18 protein-coding genes and 1 pseudogene are annotated in these 14,054 nt (G+C 70.9%); 2 read left to right on the top strand and 17 right to left on the bottom strand.

Annotation, left to right across the window (positions count from 1 at the left end; genetic code table 11):
* Window positions 1-33: 33 nt before the first annotated feature.
* A pseudogene (locus B9S57_RS36315) lies at window positions 34-255 on the top strand (peptidoglycan DD-metalloendopeptidase family protein); the annotation flags it as partial.
* Between the two features lie 155 nt (window positions 256-410).
* On the opposite strand, the gene B9S57_RS01200 reads toward B9S57_RS36315, so the two are convergent.
* The 17 genes from B9S57_RS01200 to B9S57_RS01120 form a co-directional block, all read right to left on the bottom strand.
* A complete protein-coding gene (locus B9S57_RS01200) occupies window positions 411-968 on the bottom strand; it encodes a TetR/AcrR family transcriptional regulator (protein ID WP_099177582.1) in 558 nt (185 codons plus the stop codon).
* A gap of 95 nt (window positions 969-1,063) precedes the next feature.
* Window positions 1,064-1,900 carry an RNA polymerase sigma factor WhiG gene (gene whiG, locus B9S57_RS01195; RefSeq protein WP_033304072.1) on the bottom strand — a complete coding sequence of 279 codons (837 nt, stop codon included), beginning with the start codon at window positions 1,898-1,900 and terminating at the stop codon, window positions 1,064-1,066.
* Between the two features lie 261 nt (window positions 1,901-2,161).
* On the bottom strand, window positions 2,162-3,448 hold the full coding sequence (gene dprA / locus B9S57_RS01190; RefSeq protein WP_146057695.1) for a DNA-processing protein DprA: 1,287 nt from the start codon (window positions 3,446-3,448) through the stop codon (window positions 2,162-2,164).
* Window positions 3,331-4,953, bottom strand: a complete 1,623-nt coding sequence (locus B9S57_RS01185) for a YifB family Mg chelatase-like AAA ATPase (RefSeq protein ID WP_103513659.1) — start codon at window positions 4,951-4,953, stop codon at window positions 3,331-3,333. The genes dprA and B9S57_RS01185 overlap by 118 nt, the downstream gene beginning before the upstream one ends.
* Window positions 4,953-5,312 (bottom strand): YraN family protein, encoded by a 360-nt coding sequence (locus B9S57_RS01180; protein WP_103513658.1) that lies wholly within the window; start codon window positions 5,310-5,312, stop codon window positions 4,953-4,955. The genes B9S57_RS01185 and B9S57_RS01180 overlap by 1 nt, the downstream gene beginning before the upstream one ends.
* Window positions 5,313-5,444: 132 nt before the next feature.
* On the bottom strand, window positions 5,445-5,753 hold the full coding sequence (locus B9S57_RS01175) for a DUF2469 domain-containing protein (protein ID WP_003965949.1): 309 nt from the start codon (window positions 5,751-5,753) through the stop codon (window positions 5,445-5,447).
* A 63-nt stretch (window positions 5,754-5,816) separates the two neighbouring features.
* Entirely contained in the window at window positions 5,817-6,305 is a 489-nt protein-coding gene (locus tag B9S57_RS01170) for an NUDIX hydrolase (RefSeq protein ID WP_103513657.1), read from the bottom strand.
* Entirely contained in the window at window positions 6,295-7,065 is a 771-nt protein-coding gene (lepB, locus tag B9S57_RS01165; RefSeq protein ID WP_103513656.1) for a signal peptidase I, read from the bottom strand. The genes B9S57_RS01170 and lepB (B9S57_RS01165) overlap by 11 nt, the downstream gene beginning before the upstream one ends.
* Before the next feature lie 50 nt (window positions 7,066-7,115).
* On the bottom strand, window positions 7,116-7,997 hold the full coding sequence (gene lepB / locus B9S57_RS01160; protein ID WP_103513655.1) for a signal peptidase I: 882 nt from the start codon (window positions 7,995-7,997) through the stop codon (window positions 7,116-7,118).
* Window positions 7,915-8,973, bottom strand: a complete 1,059-nt coding sequence (lepB, locus tag B9S57_RS01155) for a signal peptidase I (RefSeq protein WP_103513654.1) — start codon at window positions 8,971-8,973, stop codon at window positions 7,915-7,917. The genes lepB (B9S57_RS01160) and lepB (B9S57_RS01155) overlap by 83 nt, the downstream gene beginning before the upstream one ends.
* Window positions 8,966-9,745 (bottom strand): signal peptidase I, encoded by a 780-nt coding sequence (lepB, locus tag B9S57_RS01150; RefSeq protein ID WP_103513653.1) that lies wholly within the window; start codon window positions 9,743-9,745, stop codon window positions 8,966-8,968. The genes lepB (B9S57_RS01155) and lepB (B9S57_RS01150) overlap by 8 nt, the downstream gene beginning before the upstream one ends.
* Window positions 9,746-9,790: 45 nt before the next feature.
* Window positions 9,791-10,141, bottom strand: a complete 351-nt coding sequence (rplS, locus tag B9S57_RS01145; protein WP_103513652.1) for a 50S ribosomal protein L19 — start codon at window positions 10,139-10,141, stop codon at window positions 9,791-9,793.
* A 124-nt stretch (window positions 10,142-10,265) separates the two neighbouring features.
* Window positions 10,266-11,087, bottom strand: a complete 822-nt coding sequence (gene trmD, locus B9S57_RS01140; protein ID WP_103513651.1) for a tRNA (guanosine(37)-N1)-methyltransferase TrmD — start codon at window positions 11,085-11,087, stop codon at window positions 10,266-10,268.
* The gene (gene rimM, locus B9S57_RS01135; RefSeq protein ID WP_103513650.1) at window positions 11,087-11,665 is read right to left on the bottom strand and encodes a ribosome maturation factor RimM; all 579 of its coding nucleotides are present in this window, start codon (window positions 11,663-11,665) and stop codon (window positions 11,087-11,089) included. Before rimM ends, trmD begins: the two co-directional genes overlap by 1 nt.
* Window positions 11,666-11,771: 106 nt before the next feature.
* Window positions 11,772-12,011, bottom strand: coding sequence for an RNA-binding protein (locus tag B9S57_RS01130; protein ID WP_031100565.1), 240 nt, complete (start codon window positions 12,009-12,011; stop codon window positions 11,772-11,774).
* 2 nt (window positions 12,012-12,013) lie between these two features.
* A complete protein-coding gene (gene rpsP / locus B9S57_RS01125) occupies window positions 12,014-12,454 on the bottom strand; it encodes a 30S ribosomal protein S16 (protein ID WP_103513649.1) in 441 nt (146 codons plus the stop codon).
* A 155-nt stretch (window positions 12,455-12,609) separates the two neighbouring features.
* The gene (locus tag B9S57_RS01120) at window positions 12,610-13,203 is read right to left on the bottom strand and encodes a hypothetical protein (protein WP_103513648.1); all 594 of its coding nucleotides are present in this window, start codon (window positions 13,201-13,203) and stop codon (window positions 12,610-12,612) included.
* A 519-nt stretch (window positions 13,204-13,722) separates the two neighbouring features.
* On the opposite strand from B9S57_RS01120, the gene B9S57_RS01115 reads away from it, so the two are divergent.
* Window positions 13,723-14,054, top strand: a 332-nt coding sequence (locus B9S57_RS01115; protein ID WP_146057694.1) for a class I SAM-dependent methyltransferase, incomplete at its 3' end; no start/stop codon positions are given.

Raw genomic sequence — 14,054 nt, 5'->3', positions numbered from 1 at the left:
CCCGCCGGTCCGTACGGCCCCGGACACCGCGGGGTGGACCTCGCCGCCCCACCGGGCACGCCGGTACGTGCGGCGGCCTCCGGCCTGGTCGCCTTCGCGGGGCCGGTGGCGGGGCGCGGAGTGGTCTCCGTCGACGTGACGGGGAGCGGGGAGCCGCCGCTGCGCTTCACGTACGAGCCGGTGCGGGCGCGGGTCGCCGAGGGTGACGAGGTGACCGCGGGACAGGTGGTGGGGGTGGTCGGGGCGGAACGGTCGCACTGCGCCTCCGGATGCCTGCACTGGGGCCTTCGGCGCGGCGACGTCTATCTGGATCCGCTGACGCTGCTGCCCCCGTCCCTGCTGCGGCGGGGGCCCTCCAGGCTGCTGCCGGTCTTCGGCGTACCGCTCCCGGGACCGGACGGAGGGACTGCTCAGCCCCGGACGCCGCGCAGGACCATGGCGACGGCGGTGTCCGCGACGATGCCCGGCTCCTCCGCCGCACCCAGCTCGATCCGGCGCACCGCGGCGTCCACCGAGCCCTGCAGCAGCATGGCCGCGAGCCGGGGTTCGGTGTGGCCCAGGTCGGCGAGCGCCTCGACGATCATGGCGATCAGCCCGCCGTGCGCGGCGCGGATCTTCTCCCGGGCCCCCGCGTCCAGTTCGCTCGCGGAGATCGCCACGACCGCGCGGTGCCGGCGGTCCCCGACCAGGTCGAGCTGGCGGCGCACATAGGCCTCGATCTTCGCCTCGGGTGTACCGGCCCGTTCCATCGCGTTCTCGACCTCGGCGGCCCACACCGGGAAGTCGACGGCGCAGAGCTCCTCGACCACGGCCGCGCGGGAGCGGAAGTACTCGTAGACGGAGGACCTGGCGAGGCCGGTGCGCTCGGCGAGGGCGGGGAAGGTCAGCGCCTCCGTACCGCCCTCGGACAGCAAGGAGCGTGCGGCGTCCAGGAGGGCGCCGCGCTGCATGGTCCGGTGCTCGGCCACGGAGGCCGCTCGAATCCTGGGCACCTCACCACTCTACGGCGGCATCAGTTCGAAGGGGGTCCGCGTCCGTGACGGACCGGCCGGAGCGGTCCTGCTCAGCGTCCGGCGTCGGCCAGTTTCGCCCGGAGCTGCAGCACGGACTTGGTGTGGATCTGACTGACCCTGCTCTCGGTGACCCCGAGGACGTTGCCGATCTCGGCGAGGGTCAGGCCTTCGTAGTAGTAGAGGGTGACGACGGTCTTCTCCCGTTCGGGGAGCGTGTTGATGGCGCGGGCGAGCAGCCGTCTGAGCTCGCGGTCCTCGGCGACCTCGACCGGATTGTCGGCCGCGGTGTCCTCGAGGGTGTCCATCAGGCTCAGCCTGTCGCCGCCCTCACCCCCGACGTGCAGCAGCTCCTCCAGGGCCACCACGTTGGCGAGCGACAACTGGCTGAAAACAGCGTGCAGTTCCTCCAGGGCGACGCCCATCTCCGCGGCGACCTCGGCCTCGGAGGGCGTACGCCGCAGCTGGGCCTCCAGCGTGGCGTAGGCGCGCTCGACGTTGCGCGCCTTCTGCCGCACGGACCGGGGAATCCAGTCCAGCGCGCGGAGTTCGTCGATCATCGCGCCGCGGATCCTGGTGATCGCGTACGTCTCGAACTTGATGGCCCGCTCGATGTCGAACTTCTCGATGGCGTCGATCAGCCCGAAGACGCCGGACGAGACGAAGTCCGCCTGCTCCACATTGGACGGCAGCCCCACACTGACCCGGCCGGCGACGTACTTCACCAGGGGTGAGTAGTGCAGGATCAGCTGCTCCCGCAGCCTCTCGTCACCTGTGGTCTTGTACGAACGCCACAACTCGTCGAGCGAGGAGGGGGCGGGAGGGCGCACAGTGCCACGCGCAGCCGGTGGTACTGCCGCGCGGTCAGACCCGGAGGTGTGCTGGGGCATGTGGTGCCTTGAGCCGTTCTGCTGTGAAGTGCTGGGACGTGTCTCTGGGGCGGAATCCTCGTGAGCGTAGCGTGACTGAAGTGTTGCGGTGCGCGCAGGACAAGGGAACCGTGCGGTGCGATTGCGTTCCACATCCCTCGCCGTTCCTCCGCCACCCGGCCGGGCCGGAACCGGGAACCGTCGGCGCTCGCACCGTCCCCGAAGGCCCGGCCGGGTACGGCCGAGGTCGTCGGCATCACCTTTTCACCCGAATGCTCCGGGTCAAGTACCGCCTCGCCGCGCGTCCCCATTGCGTGTCCGTCCCGGAGTCAACCGCCATCCGTCGCCCTCGCGTTCGACGAACCCCAGTGAGTGCAGTTCGTACAAGCGCCCGAAGGCTTCGTCCGTCGACGCCCCGGCGCTCCGGGCCACGTCGCGCCCGTCCATCACGCCCGTGCCCGGCAGTGCGTCCAGGACCCTCGCGGTGGCTGCGTCCAGCAGATCCCTGGGCAGGACCGGGCCGCTTCTGGCAGGCGCGAGGTCGCCGATCTCCCCGACCAGCTCGGCGATCTCTGCGGCATCCGTGACCAGGACGCCCTCGCCGCGCAGGAGTTCGTGGACCCCGGCCGAGAGACCACTGGTGGCGGGGCCCGGCACCCCCATGGTGAAGCGGCCCAGCCGCTGCGCGTTCCTCGCGGTGACCAGTGAACCGCTGCGGTATTCGGCCTCCACCACCACGGTGCCCCTCGTGAGGGCCGCGATGACCCTGTTGCGGAGGATGAACCGGGTGCGCGTCGGATGGTCGGACGGCGGCAGTTCGCCCATGACCAGCCCCTGTTCCGCGATGCGTCCGATCAGCCCGGCGTGTCCCCTGGGATAGGCCACGTCCACCCCGCAGGCCAGGACCGCCATCGTCGCCCCGCCCGCCGCCAGCGCCCCTCGGTGAGCGGCGCCGTCCACCCCGAACGCCGCACCGGAGACGACCACCCAGCCCCGCTCGGCGAGTCCCGAGGCGAGGGTCGCCGCCATGTGGGCCCCGTAGGGCGTGCAGGCCCGGGCGCCGACCAGCGCGACCGAGCGCAGCGCCCACAGACGCAGGTCGGACCTGCCGCGCACCCAGAGTCCGATCGGCCGCGCGTCGCCCAGGTCGTCGAGCTGGCTCGGCCACTCCCGGTCGCCGGGACAGACGAACCTCCCGCCGATCGCCGCCACATCCGCGAGATCCCGCGCCGGGTCGGCGCTCGACGCCCGCAGCCGGTATCCGGCGAGGCGCGTCGCCGTCATCCCCTTGAGCACCTGCGCCACTCCGTCGGCCCCGGAGAGACGGCTCATCAGAGCGACCGGGCCGATCTCGCGGAGCCATCGGCCGCCGCGCTCGTCCCCCGGCTCGAAGACGCGGGTCAGCGCGGCACGGGCGAGCCGCTCCCGCTCGCCCTCGGCCGTCGGGGCGTTCACCGGGCACCCGCCTGCACCGGGACCCCGCGCTGGACTCCCGTCCGCAGTTCCAGGGCCACCGCCACGTCCGAGGCGTCCGGGCGGTCGGCGGCCCTCAGGTCCGCCACGGTCCATGCCACGCGCAGGACCCGGTCGAGGCCACGGGCCGTGAGGGCGCCCCGCTCCATGTCGCGCTCGGCCGCCGCCAGGGCGCCGGGCGCCGCGACCAGTCTCGTCCTCAACTCGTGCCCGGGTACGTCGCTGTTGGTGGTCCAGGGCGTGCCCGCGAGCCGCTCCGCCGCGCGGCCCCTCGCTTCCCGCACCCGGACGGCCACCTCGGCGGAGGACTCCCCCCGGCCCCCCTGCCCCATGAGATCCGCCCTGCCGACCGGCTCGACCTCGACGCGCAGGTCCACCCGGTCCAGCAGCGGTCCCGACAGTCTGGCCTGGTATCGGCGGACCGCCGAGGGCGGGCACTCGCACCCCGCGCCGGCCAGGGTGTGCCTGCCGCACGGGCACGGGTTCGCGGCGAGGACCATGAGAAAGCGGGCGGGCAGCCGGACGACACCGGCCGCCCGCGCGACCACCACGTGTCCGGACTCCAGGGGCTGGCGCAGCGCGTCGAGGGCCCGCCCGGAGAACTCCGGTGCCTCGTCCAGGAAGAGGATGCCCCGGTGCGCCAGGGACACCGCTCCCGGCCGCGGCAGGCCGTTCCCTCCGCCGACCAGCGACTGCATCGTCGCCGAATGGTGCGGGGCGCAGTACGGGGCCCTGCTGATCAGGGGTTCACCCGGCGGGAGGATGCCCGCGACCGAGTGCACCGCCGTCACTTCGAGGGATTCCTGCCGGGACAGCGGTGGCAGGATCGCCGTGAGCCGCTCGGCCAGCATGGTCTTCCCCGCGCCGGGCGGACCGGAGAGCAGGAGATGGTGTCCCCCTGCCGCCGCCACCTCCAGGGCCTTGCGCGCCCGGCCCTGTCCCGCCACCTCCGCGAGGTCGGGCCGGTGCGCCGTGCCGTCGGCCGACAGCGGGGCCAGCCCCGTACCGAGCCCCGCTCCGGGCACCATGAGACCCGCCAGCATCGTGTCGGGGCGCCCCCGGTCGGCGACCGGCTCGTCGGGGACGGGCTCGTCGCCGAGGACGGCGATCAGCTGACGCAGGCTCCGCACCCCGAGGACGGAGACGCCCGGCACGAGGGCGGCCTCCCCCGCTGTCTGCTCCGGGACGACGACCTGCCGGTACCCCGCCTCCGCGGCCGCGAGCACCGCGGGCAGGACCCCGCGCACCGGGCGCACCCGGCCGTCCAGGCCGAGCTCCCCGATCATCACCACGTCGGCGATGGCCGCCGGATCGATCCGCTCCGCCGCACCGAGCACCGCACACGCCACGGCGAGGTCGAACCCCGACCCGCTCTTGGGCACGGAGGCGGGGGACAGCCCCACCGTGAGCTTCTTCTGCGGCCACTCGGCGCCGGAATTGACGACCGCGGCCCTGACCCTGTCCCGGCTCTCCACCAGGCTCTTGTCCGGCAGGCCGACCAGCGTGAACGCCGCCACGCCTGGTTCCAGATCGGCCTGGACCTCCACCACCACACCCTCGACGCCGACCAGCGCCACCGAACACGCCCGCGCGAACCCCATCAGGCCACGCCCCGCGCATGCTCGGCGACCGGAGCGCCGCGCCTGGGCAGGATCACGCCGACCAGGTCGATGCGCACCCCGCCCGGCGGCGGCCCGCCGTGCCGGTCGAGCCAGATCTGCGCGAGCCTGCGCAGCCGGTCCGCCTTGGCCGGTGTGACGGCCTCCATCGGATGCTCGAAGGAGCCCGCCCTGCGGGTCTTCACCTCACAGACGACCACCGCGTCGCCGTCCCTGGCCACGATGTCGATCTCTCCTGCGCGACACCGCCAGTTGCGCTCCAGTACGGTCATGCCGGCGTCGGCCAGCAGCCGCGCCGCCAGGTCCTCGCCGTACCGCCCGAGTGCCCCCCGTGCGTTCATATCGGCACCACCTCCGGCACCGACTCTGACGCGCCCCGCCCGATCCATTGGATCTTGGTGGACAACCAGGGCGTTGTGGATATCCCGGCCACTCGGACGAGTGAACCGGGATATCGGGGAGCGCGCCCGGGATCAGCCGCCCGGAAGTTCGAGGTCGCTCTTGTTCAGCTCCTCGATATTCACGTCCTTGAACGTCAGGACGCGGACCTGCTTGACGAACCGAGCGGGCCTGTACATGTCCCAGACCCACGCATCCGCCATGGATACCTCGAAAAAGACCTCACCCTGAACCGAGTGCACCTGCATCTCGTAGTCGTTGGTGAGGTAGAAGCGCCGTTCGGTCTCGATCACATATTTGAACAGACCGACGACATCGCGGTACTCCCGGTAGAGCTTCAGCTCCATCTCGGTCTCGTACTTCTCGAGGTCCTCGGCGCTCATGGCATGTTCCCCTTCAGCCGTGCGTCCCCCTATTGTGCGTCAGCCCCGCACCGCCCTGGCCGATTAGACGATTTCGGAGGCGAGAACCAGCGGAACACTCGGGGGACCCTCGTCGAGCAGCGTGCGCAGCAGCCCGGCGAGCCTGGTCGGATACACCGTCTCACGCGTGGCCAGAAGTTCGGCGGACGTCCACCACCTCAGACCGGCGACACTGCGGAGCTCCAGCTCGGTGAGGCCCTTCTGGTCGGTGACCGTCTGCGCCGTGCGGGCCAGGAAGTACCACTCGTCCTGGTCCCAGCGACGCCCGTCGAACGGGAAGGAACAGGTCCTCGTCCACAGCAGCGGGCCGAGAGCGACCTCGGTGATGCCGGTCTCCTCCGCGAGCTCGCGCAGAGCGGCCTCCTCCCGGGTCTCCTCGCCCTCCAGGCCGCCGCCCGGGGTGAACCACCAGCTCTCGGCCGGGTCGGCGGGCTCGAAGCCGTGCAGCAGCAGGATGCGGTCGTCCGGGTCCAGGAGCACCACACGAGCGACCCTGCGTGCCTCAGTGGGCACCGGTGGACGCCTTCGGCCGCTGGGTCCGCCGGGCGGACCGGGCCGCGAGCGGACCGTAGGCCGCCCCGCCCAGGATGAGCACCACGCCCGCCACGAGGGCACCGGCCTGCAGGGGCAGCGGCCCCTCGGACGACACGCCGCCGGGCAGGGCCGCGAAGGCCTCCGGCCGGCCGATCATGCCGTCGAAGGGCCACACCACGGCGTCCACCCGCGCCTCGACGGCGCCGCGCGGCACCGAACCGTGGTCCTGGTCCTCCAGGTGGACGCGGGAGTCCATCGAGGTGCTGCGCTCGTCACCGAGGAGGAAGAGCTGGCCCTCGGGGACCTCGGCCGTGAAGTTCTGGGGGGAGGCCGGCGCGCCCGCCGCACCACCGAGCGACGAGGCACCTTCCGCCCGCAGATACGGTTCCTCGACCGCCTTGCCGTTCACCGTGAGACGACCGCCCTTGTCGCAGCAGGCGATCTTGTCGCCGCCGACGCCGACGACCCTCTTCACCATCGGGACATCGCCCCACGTCGGATCGGTGAAGACGACCACGTCGCCGCGGCGCACGTCGTCGCCGTCCACCCGCTCCGCCAGGATCCGGTCGCCGGCGTTCACCGTCGGCGTCATCGAGTCCGTCGGCACGGTGTACGGCTTGTACACCACCGCTCCCCAGGCGAATCCGCCGAGGAAGAGCACACAGCCGACGGCCACGGCCAGGTTCGACAACGCGTTGCCGAGCCGGCCGCGGCCGTCGTGACGTTCTGATCCACTCATCCCAGCGCTCCCCCATCGGAGATCGACAATCGCTGATCCGAGTCGGCACCTTACCCGGCAGTACGTCCAGCGGTCAGCCTGCGTCGACGCCAGAACACGAGGGGCAGCGCTCCGGCTACACCCAGTGCCCCGGGCACGGCGGCAGAGGCGGCCGCGTTCAGTCCGGGCTGGTCGAACGTGCTCGGCACCGGGAGGGTCGCCCAGCGGTTGACGGGCCACGCGATGACGACGGCCCGTCCGACCACCTCGTCCGTGGAGACCGTGCCCTGACCGGGCAGCTCCTGGTGGTAGCGGGAGTCCAGCGAATTCTGCCGGTGGTCACCCATCACCCAGATCCGGCCCTCGGGCACGTGGATCGGTCCGAACGGCTCGTCGTCGCAGGCGCTGTTGCCCGCGAAGATGAACGACTTGTCGTCCAGCGCCTTGCCGTTGACCGTCACCGGCCCGTTCTTCTTGCACTCCACGGTGTCACCGCCGACGGCGATGACCCTCTTGATGAGGTCCTTCTCCTCGGCGGACGGCATCAGCCCGATGAAGCTCAGGAACTTCTGCACCGCGTTGGGCTCGGGCGTCGCGGTGTCCTCCAGCCAGCCGCCCGGATCGTGGAAGACCACGACCTCGCCGCGCTCCGGCTCCGAGCCGAACCACGGTGTCAGCTTGTCGACCAGCACCCGGTCACCCCTCTGCAGGGTGTTCTGCATGGAGTCCGAGGGGATCGAGAACGCCTGTACCAGGAACGTCTTGATCAGCAGCGCCAGAATGAGCGCGATACCGATGAGGAGCGGCAGCTCCTTCCAGAACGAACGCGGCTTCTTCACCGCCGTGCTGCCACCCCCCGGGGACTCGCCGTCACTCTCCGCCTCCACCGGGACCCCGTCGCTCGAAGGCCGGTCCTCGGGTTCGTCGTGTCCGGATCGTGCGCCGACCGCCAAATCCCCCACATCCACTCCTCACTCCGTGCCACCGCCCGCGCCCGATTCGGCGCAGGCCCACCACTCCCATAACGAGCGGGAGTTCCGCAGGGGTCGGGAGCAGGACCATTCCGTTGTGATCCTGGGAGGACACACTATTCGACGGGCCCGGCGCGGCCGTCGCTCCGGCGCCGCCTCCGGGGACCGAGGCGTACGTTCCGGGCTCCTCCAGCCTGCGCCAATGTCCGAACGGCCAGGCGATCACGACGGCGCGTCCGACGACCTCGTCCTCCGACACCGTGCCCTGACCGGGTTTATCGAGATGGAATCGCGAGTCCGCGGAATTCGACCGGTGGTCCCCCATCACGAAGATGCGGCCCAGGGGAACCTTTACCTCGAATTTGAGAGTGGATGGGACATCGCCGGGATTCAGATAGGGCTCGTCGAGCGCCACACCGTTGACCGTGATCCGGCCGTCGGTGCCGCAGCACTTCACCGTGTCGCCGCCGACGGCCACCACGCGCTTGATCAGATCCTGCTCGTCCTCGGAGGGAAGCAGTCCGATGAACGTCAGCAGCTCCTTGACCTGCTTGACCCCGGCGGGCGGGTCCTCGGTGGGGGCGGCCTCCTGCTGCAGCCAGCCACCCGGGTCCTTGAACACGACGACGTCGCCGCGCTGCGGTTCGGAGCCGAACCAGGGGGTCAGTTTGTCCACCAGTACCCGGTCACCGATCCGGATGGTCTGTTCCATCGATCCGGAGGGGATCACGAAGGCCTGGACGAGGAAGGTCTTGAGCACCAGCGCGATCAGCAGCGCCACGAGGACGAGGAGGGGTATCTCCTTGATCGCGGACCGGCGCCTGCGGCGTTTCACCTTCCGGGCCAGCTTGCGGCGCTCCGCCCGCGTGGGCAGTGAGCGGCCTGTGGTCGGTCTCGACCCGGTGGGCAGCGGCGGGCCCGTCTCCGGTGCTCCGTGTTTGCGCCCCCGGTTACCCATGGTCCGCGTCCGCCGGCCGTATGCCGGTGAAGGCGTCCGTACCCTCCAGGGAGCCGAGCCTGCCGAGGGGCCAGCCGAGCCAGTCGACCCGTCCGATCACGCGCTCGACGGGCACCATGCCGCCCCCCGGCTCGCCGAGGTGGTCACGGGAGTCCCGGGAGTTGCTGCGGTGGTCGCCCATCACCCACAGCCTGTCGTCGGGGACGACGATGTCGAAGGCGACCTCGGAGGGACGGTCTCCCGGGTGCAGGTACTCCTCGGTCACCGGAGCCCCGTTCACCTCGAGCCTCCCCCGCTCGTCGCAGCAGACCACACGGTCGCCCCCCACGCCCACCACCCGCTTCACGAAGTCGGACCCTGCGGGTTCGGCCAGCCCCAGGGACGCGGCAGCCCCGCGCAGCAGTGCGCCGACGGGGTCGCCCCCCGCCTCCGTCTCCCGCACGAAGGATCCGGTGCCGTCGAAGACCACCACATCACCGCGCCGGGGCTCCGAGCCGAAACGGTACGCCAGTTTGTTGACGAGGACCCGGTCCCCCACCCGCAGCGTGGGCTGCATCGAGCCACTGGGGATGAGGAAGGGCTGCAGGACGAACGCGCTGAAGAGCAGGAGAGCGACCGTGCAGAGCATGCCCAGGAAGACCGTGCGCCCCCACGACACCGACGTCCCGGCGGCCGACGGGTCCGGGACATGCGTGGAGCGCGCCCCCTCCTCCGCCCCGTCTTCCGGGCCGGAGGAACGATCGCGCTCCGTGTGCTGTGCTTCCGTGTCCATCGGGGCCGCATACTATCGGGCCACGCTGTGGACGCCGGAGGTGAATCAGCGGTCGCGCTTCTCCTTGATCTTCGCGGCCTTGCCGCGGAGCTCACGGAGGAAGTACAGCTTGGCGCGGCGGACGTCACCGCGGGTGACGAGCTCGATCTTCTCGAAGATCGGGCTGTGCACCGGGAAGGTGCGCTCGACGCCGACGCTGAAGGAGACCTTGCGGACCGTGAAGGTCTCGCTGACGCCCGAGCCCTGACGGCGGATGACGACGCCCTTGAACTGCTGGATACGGGAGCGGTTGCCCTCGATCACGCGCACGTGGACGTTGACGGTGTCACCGGGGCGGAACGCCGGGAGGTCGGAACGGAGCGAGGTGGCGTTGACGCCATCGAGCAGGGAAGCCATGTTGTCTGCTTTCTTCGCCGATGCCACAGGTCATCGACGGGAGAGAGTGAAGTTCGGATGCTGATCACATCGGGCGGGCGTCTTTCCCCCTGTGGCAGGGGCGCACGCCGGACGTACAGCGGGCCTATTCTTCCACGGCCTCGGGCCTGCGCCAAAATCGTCCGCCGGGCCCCGGGGACCAGCCGAGGATGGAGAGCATCTCCCGGTCCTTCTTGTCGAAGCCCGAAGCCTCGCAACGCTCGATGAGATCGGGCCTGTTGAGCGCCGTACGCCGGAAGGCCTCGTCACGCCGCCACCGTGCGATCCGGCCGTGATGGCCGCTGAGCAGGACGTCGGGGATGCCGCGCCCCCGCCATTCGGGAGGCTTCGTGTAGACCGGGCCCTCCAGGAGATCGGCCATGGCACCGGGGGCGAAGGAGTCGTCGCGGTGCGACTCGGCGTTGCCGAGCACACCGGGCAGCAGCCGGGCCACAGCCTCGGTGATCACCAGGACGGCGGCTTCCCCGCCCGCCAGGACGTAGTCCCCGATGGACACCTCGACGACCGGCACGCGGGTCGCGTACTCGTCCATCACCCGGCGGTCGATGCCCTCGTAGCGGGCCGGGGTGAAGATCAGCCAGGGCCGTTCCGAGAGCTCGACGGCCAGCTCCTGGGTGAAGGGCCTGCCGCTGGGGGTGGGCACGACGAGGACCGGGGAGTGCGCCCCGGCCTCGTAGCCGCCGGCCAGCGCGTCGTCCAGCGCCTCACCCCAGGGCTCGGTCTTCATGACCATGCCGGGGCCCCCGCCGTACGGGGTGTCGTCCACGGTGTTGTGCCGGTCGTGGGTCCAGTCCCGGAGGTCGTGCACGTGTACGTCGAGACGGCCGCGGGCGCGCGCCTTGCCCACGAGCGAGACGTTCAGGGGTTCCAGGTATTCGGGGAAGATCGTGACGACGTCGAGCCGCATCACACCTCTCCCTTCCCGGCGCCGCCCTCGGTCCCGTCCTCGTCGCGCGTGGAGGCGATGACGGCCTCGCTCTCGTCGATCAGACCCGGCGGCGGGGTGATGACGGCCCGCTGCTCGTCCAGGTCGATCTCGGTGACGATCTCCTCGACGAACGGGATCATCACCTCGCTGCCGTCCGGCCGCTCCACGATGAACAGGTCCTGGGACGGCAGGTGCGAGATCTCGGTGATCCGGCCGATCTCCGTGCCGTCGGCGAGGACGACGTCCAGGTCCATCAGCTGGTGGTCGTAGAACTCCTCGGGGTCGTCGGGGAGTTCCGCCGGGTCCACCTCGGCGATCAGCAGCGTGTTGCGCAGGGCCTCGGCGCCCGTGCGGTCGCGTACGCCCTCGAACCGCAGCAGCAGCCTGCCGCTGTGCACCCGGCCGGTCTCGATCGTCAGCGGCCCCGTGGAGGCGGGCTCCGTGGCCAGCACGGCCCCCGGCCCGAGCCGGAGTTCCGGCTCGTCGGTACGCACCTCGACGGTGACCTCGCCCTTGATGCCATGGGCGCGACCGATCCGCGCAACTACCAACTGCACGCTACTTCTCCCGGTGATCTCTTACTGAGGAGGCGGTGATCTACGGACGACAAAGGCCGGGGACGGCTCGAAAGCCCTCCCCGGCCCCTGCCGGTGTTCAACTCTTTCAGCGAACGTGGTCCACATCGACGAGGTCGACACGGATCCCACGGCCGCCGATGGCACCCACGACGGTACGCAGGGCGCGCGCGGTGCGGCCGTTGCGGCCGATCACCTTGCCGAGGTCGTCGGGATGGACCCGGACCTCGAGCACGCGTCCACGGCGCAGGTCGCGCGAGGCGACCTGCACATCGTCGGGGTTGTCGACGATGCCCTTCACGAGGTGCTCAAGAGCCTCCTCGAGCATGCTCAGGCCTCGGTCGACTCGGTGGACGCAGCAGCGTCAGCCGCCTCGTCCGCCTTCTTGTCCGACTTCTTGGCCTTCTGGGTGATGGCCTCACCCTTGGCCTCGTCGCCGTCCGTGGCCAGGGCCTCGAACAGGGCGCGCTTGTCAGGCTTGGGCTCCGGCTGCAGGAGCGGCGCGGGGGCCGGGAGGCCCTTGTGGGCCTGCCAGTCACCGGTGAGCTTGAGGATCGCGAGGACGGGCTCGGTCGGCTGGGCGCCGACGGACAGCCAGTACTGCGCGCGCTCCGCGTTGACCTCGATGCGGGACGGGTTCTGCACCGGGTGGTACAGGCCGATCTCCTCGATGGCCCGGCCGTCACGGCGGGTGCGGGAGTCGGCGACGATGATGCGGTAGTGAGGCGAACGGATCTTGCCCAGACGCTTCAGCTTGATCTTGACTGCCACGGGAGTGGTGTCTCCTGGTCTCTGACGTGGTTGGGCACAAAAGATGCCACGTGGGGTTGCGGTACTCGGGTGCCCGACGGACGCGTCAGCCGGAGGAGAGAGGGGTCCTGTGCGGCTGTCGAGTACAGCTGTCCATTGTGCCACACCGCGCCGGGTCACCCCACCGCGACCGCCCCTTCGGGGATACGGAAGGGCTTGCCGCACCCTCCGCACACGATCGGCGCCTGGGCGAGGACCGAGGGAACGACACGGACGTTGCGTCCGCATTCACAGACGGCCTTGACCCGCACCCCGCCCCCGGACGAGCCGTGCCGTGCCGCGGGGCCGCGGAACGAGCGCTTGGTGTCCGCCGCGGTGGCCACGGTGTGCGCCTTGAGCGCACGCTGCAGCCGTTCCGTCGTCGGGCGGTATCTGCGTTTGGCCTCGGGATTCAGGGTCACCAGCGAGAATCCGCTGCTGGGGTGGGGCTCCTCGGCATGGTCGAGGCCCAGCTCCTCGGCGATCGCGAGGAAGCGTCGGTTGTGGTAGCGGCCGGCGCGGGAGGTGTCCCGGACACCTCTCGCCGCGGCGATGCCGTGGACTGCCTCATGGAGCAGCCGTTCGAAGGAGAGCTCGGCGCCACAGGCGGACGAGGACTCTCCGATCAGGGACTCTGGCGCGGCTAGATCGGGCAGCTCGGGGTGGTACCGCTGAATGTCGGCCCACGCCTGTGCCAGCTCTGCGGCAAGTACAGGTGGTGTCGTGCTCACGTCGTGACAACGAGCCTGAGTGCTCCGGTGTTCCTATTCCGGGGCATCCCAAATAATTTGCACGTACCAGTCAGTTGCCGTTGATGCGTCCGGACGAGGGCGGGTGCGCAGATCAGCGGAGAAGCCTCACAGCTCGCACCAAGGTGGTACGTAGCAACGCGTACGCACCGGCGTGGACGGGCGCCCGACCGGCGACCTTACCCGGCACGGAGCGACGGCCGCCCACCGGTCACGGCCCGGCCCGGGCCGCTCGACGTGCTGCGCACGGTGTGTCGGGTAAGACTGTGAGGAAGCGAGCAGCAGGCGTGCTGTTCCCGGTGCCCGCCCTCGCGACGCGGCACCGGGGGCGCACGACCGGAGCACGCAAGCATGGCCAACCCACCCCGTCCGACCCCTGGACGGGACCGCCGATGCGGAGTTCTCTGACATACGGGGGCTGTGGGCACGCATACACAGCACATAGACATGGGGGACCTCACTCGGGCACGACCGACCTCACGGCGGATTGGGGCGCATTCCATGACACCTACGCTCGTCCGGCACCGCAGGTACGCGGATTCGTCCGCGCCGGTGGACGCCGGTACCCGTGCCCGTGACTGGGCCGAGATCCAGGAGCGCATGCTGGCACCGCTCTACGAGGCGGTGTACGAGCGCCTCGAAGTCGGGGCCGGCACACGGATGCTCTCCCTCGGCTGCGGTTCCGGGCTGTCGCTGCTGATCGCGGCCTCGCGCGGGGCGCGCGTCAGCGGCGTCGACACCGACCGCGAGCGGCTCGCACTGGCCCGCGAGCGCCTCGCGTCCGGCCCCGGGCAGGACGCGGGGACGGGCCGTGCGGATCCGCGCGCCGGACT

This window comes from Streptomyces sp. SM10, from assembly GCF_002910915.1.
Lineage (GTDB): Bacteria > Actinomycetota > Actinomycetes > Streptomycetales > Streptomycetaceae > Streptomyces.
Note: the sequence above shows the minus strand (reverse complement) of the source record. Positions and strands in the feature narration are given on the sequence as shown.

What these genes read in the sequence shown, in the direction of transcription:
- lepB (WP_103513654.1), bottom strand. Translation starts at nt 8,973, where the DNA reads ATGGGTAACCGGGGGCGCAAACACGGAGCACCGGAGACGGGCCCGCCG.
- lepB (WP_103513656.1), bottom strand. Translation starts at nt 7,065, where the DNA reads ATGAGTGGATCAGAACGTCACGACGGCCGCGGCCGGCTCGGCAACGCG.
- B9S57_RS01175 (WP_003965949.1), bottom strand. Translation starts at nt 5,753, where the DNA reads ATGAGCGCCGAGGACCTCGAGAAGTACGAGACCGAGATGGAGCTGAAG.
- lepB (WP_103513653.1), bottom strand. Translation starts at nt 9,745, where the DNA reads ATGGACACGGAAGCACAGCACACGGAGCGCGATCGTTCCTCCGGCCCG.
- dprA (WP_146057695.1), bottom strand. Translation starts at nt 3,448, where the DNA reads ATGGACCGTGGCGGACCTGAGGGCCGCCGACCGCCCGGACGCCTCGGA.
- B9S57_RS01180 (WP_103513658.1), bottom strand. Translation starts at nt 5,312, where the DNA reads ATGAACGCACGGGGGGCACTCGGGCGGTACGGCGAGGACCTGGCGGCG.
- whiG (WP_033304072.1), bottom strand. Translation starts at nt 1,900, where the DNA reads ATGCCCCAGCACACCTCCGGGTCTGACCGCGCGGCAGTACCACCGGCT.
- B9S57_RS01185 (WP_103513659.1), bottom strand. Translation starts at nt 4,953, where the DNA reads ATGGGGTTCGCGCGGGCGTGTTCGGTGGCGCTGGTCGGCGTCGAGGGT.
- rplS (WP_103513652.1), bottom strand. Translation starts at nt 10,141, where the DNA reads ATGGCTTCCCTGCTCGATGGCGTCAACGCCACCTCGCTCCGTTCCGAC.
- B9S57_RS01130 (WP_031100565.1), bottom strand. Translation starts at nt 12,011, where the DNA reads ATGCTCGAGGAGGCTCTTGAGCACCTCGTGAAGGGCATCGTCGACAAC.
- trmD (WP_103513651.1), bottom strand. Translation starts at nt 11,087, where the DNA reads ATGCGGCTCGACGTCGTCACGATCTTCCCCGAATACCTGGAACCCCTG.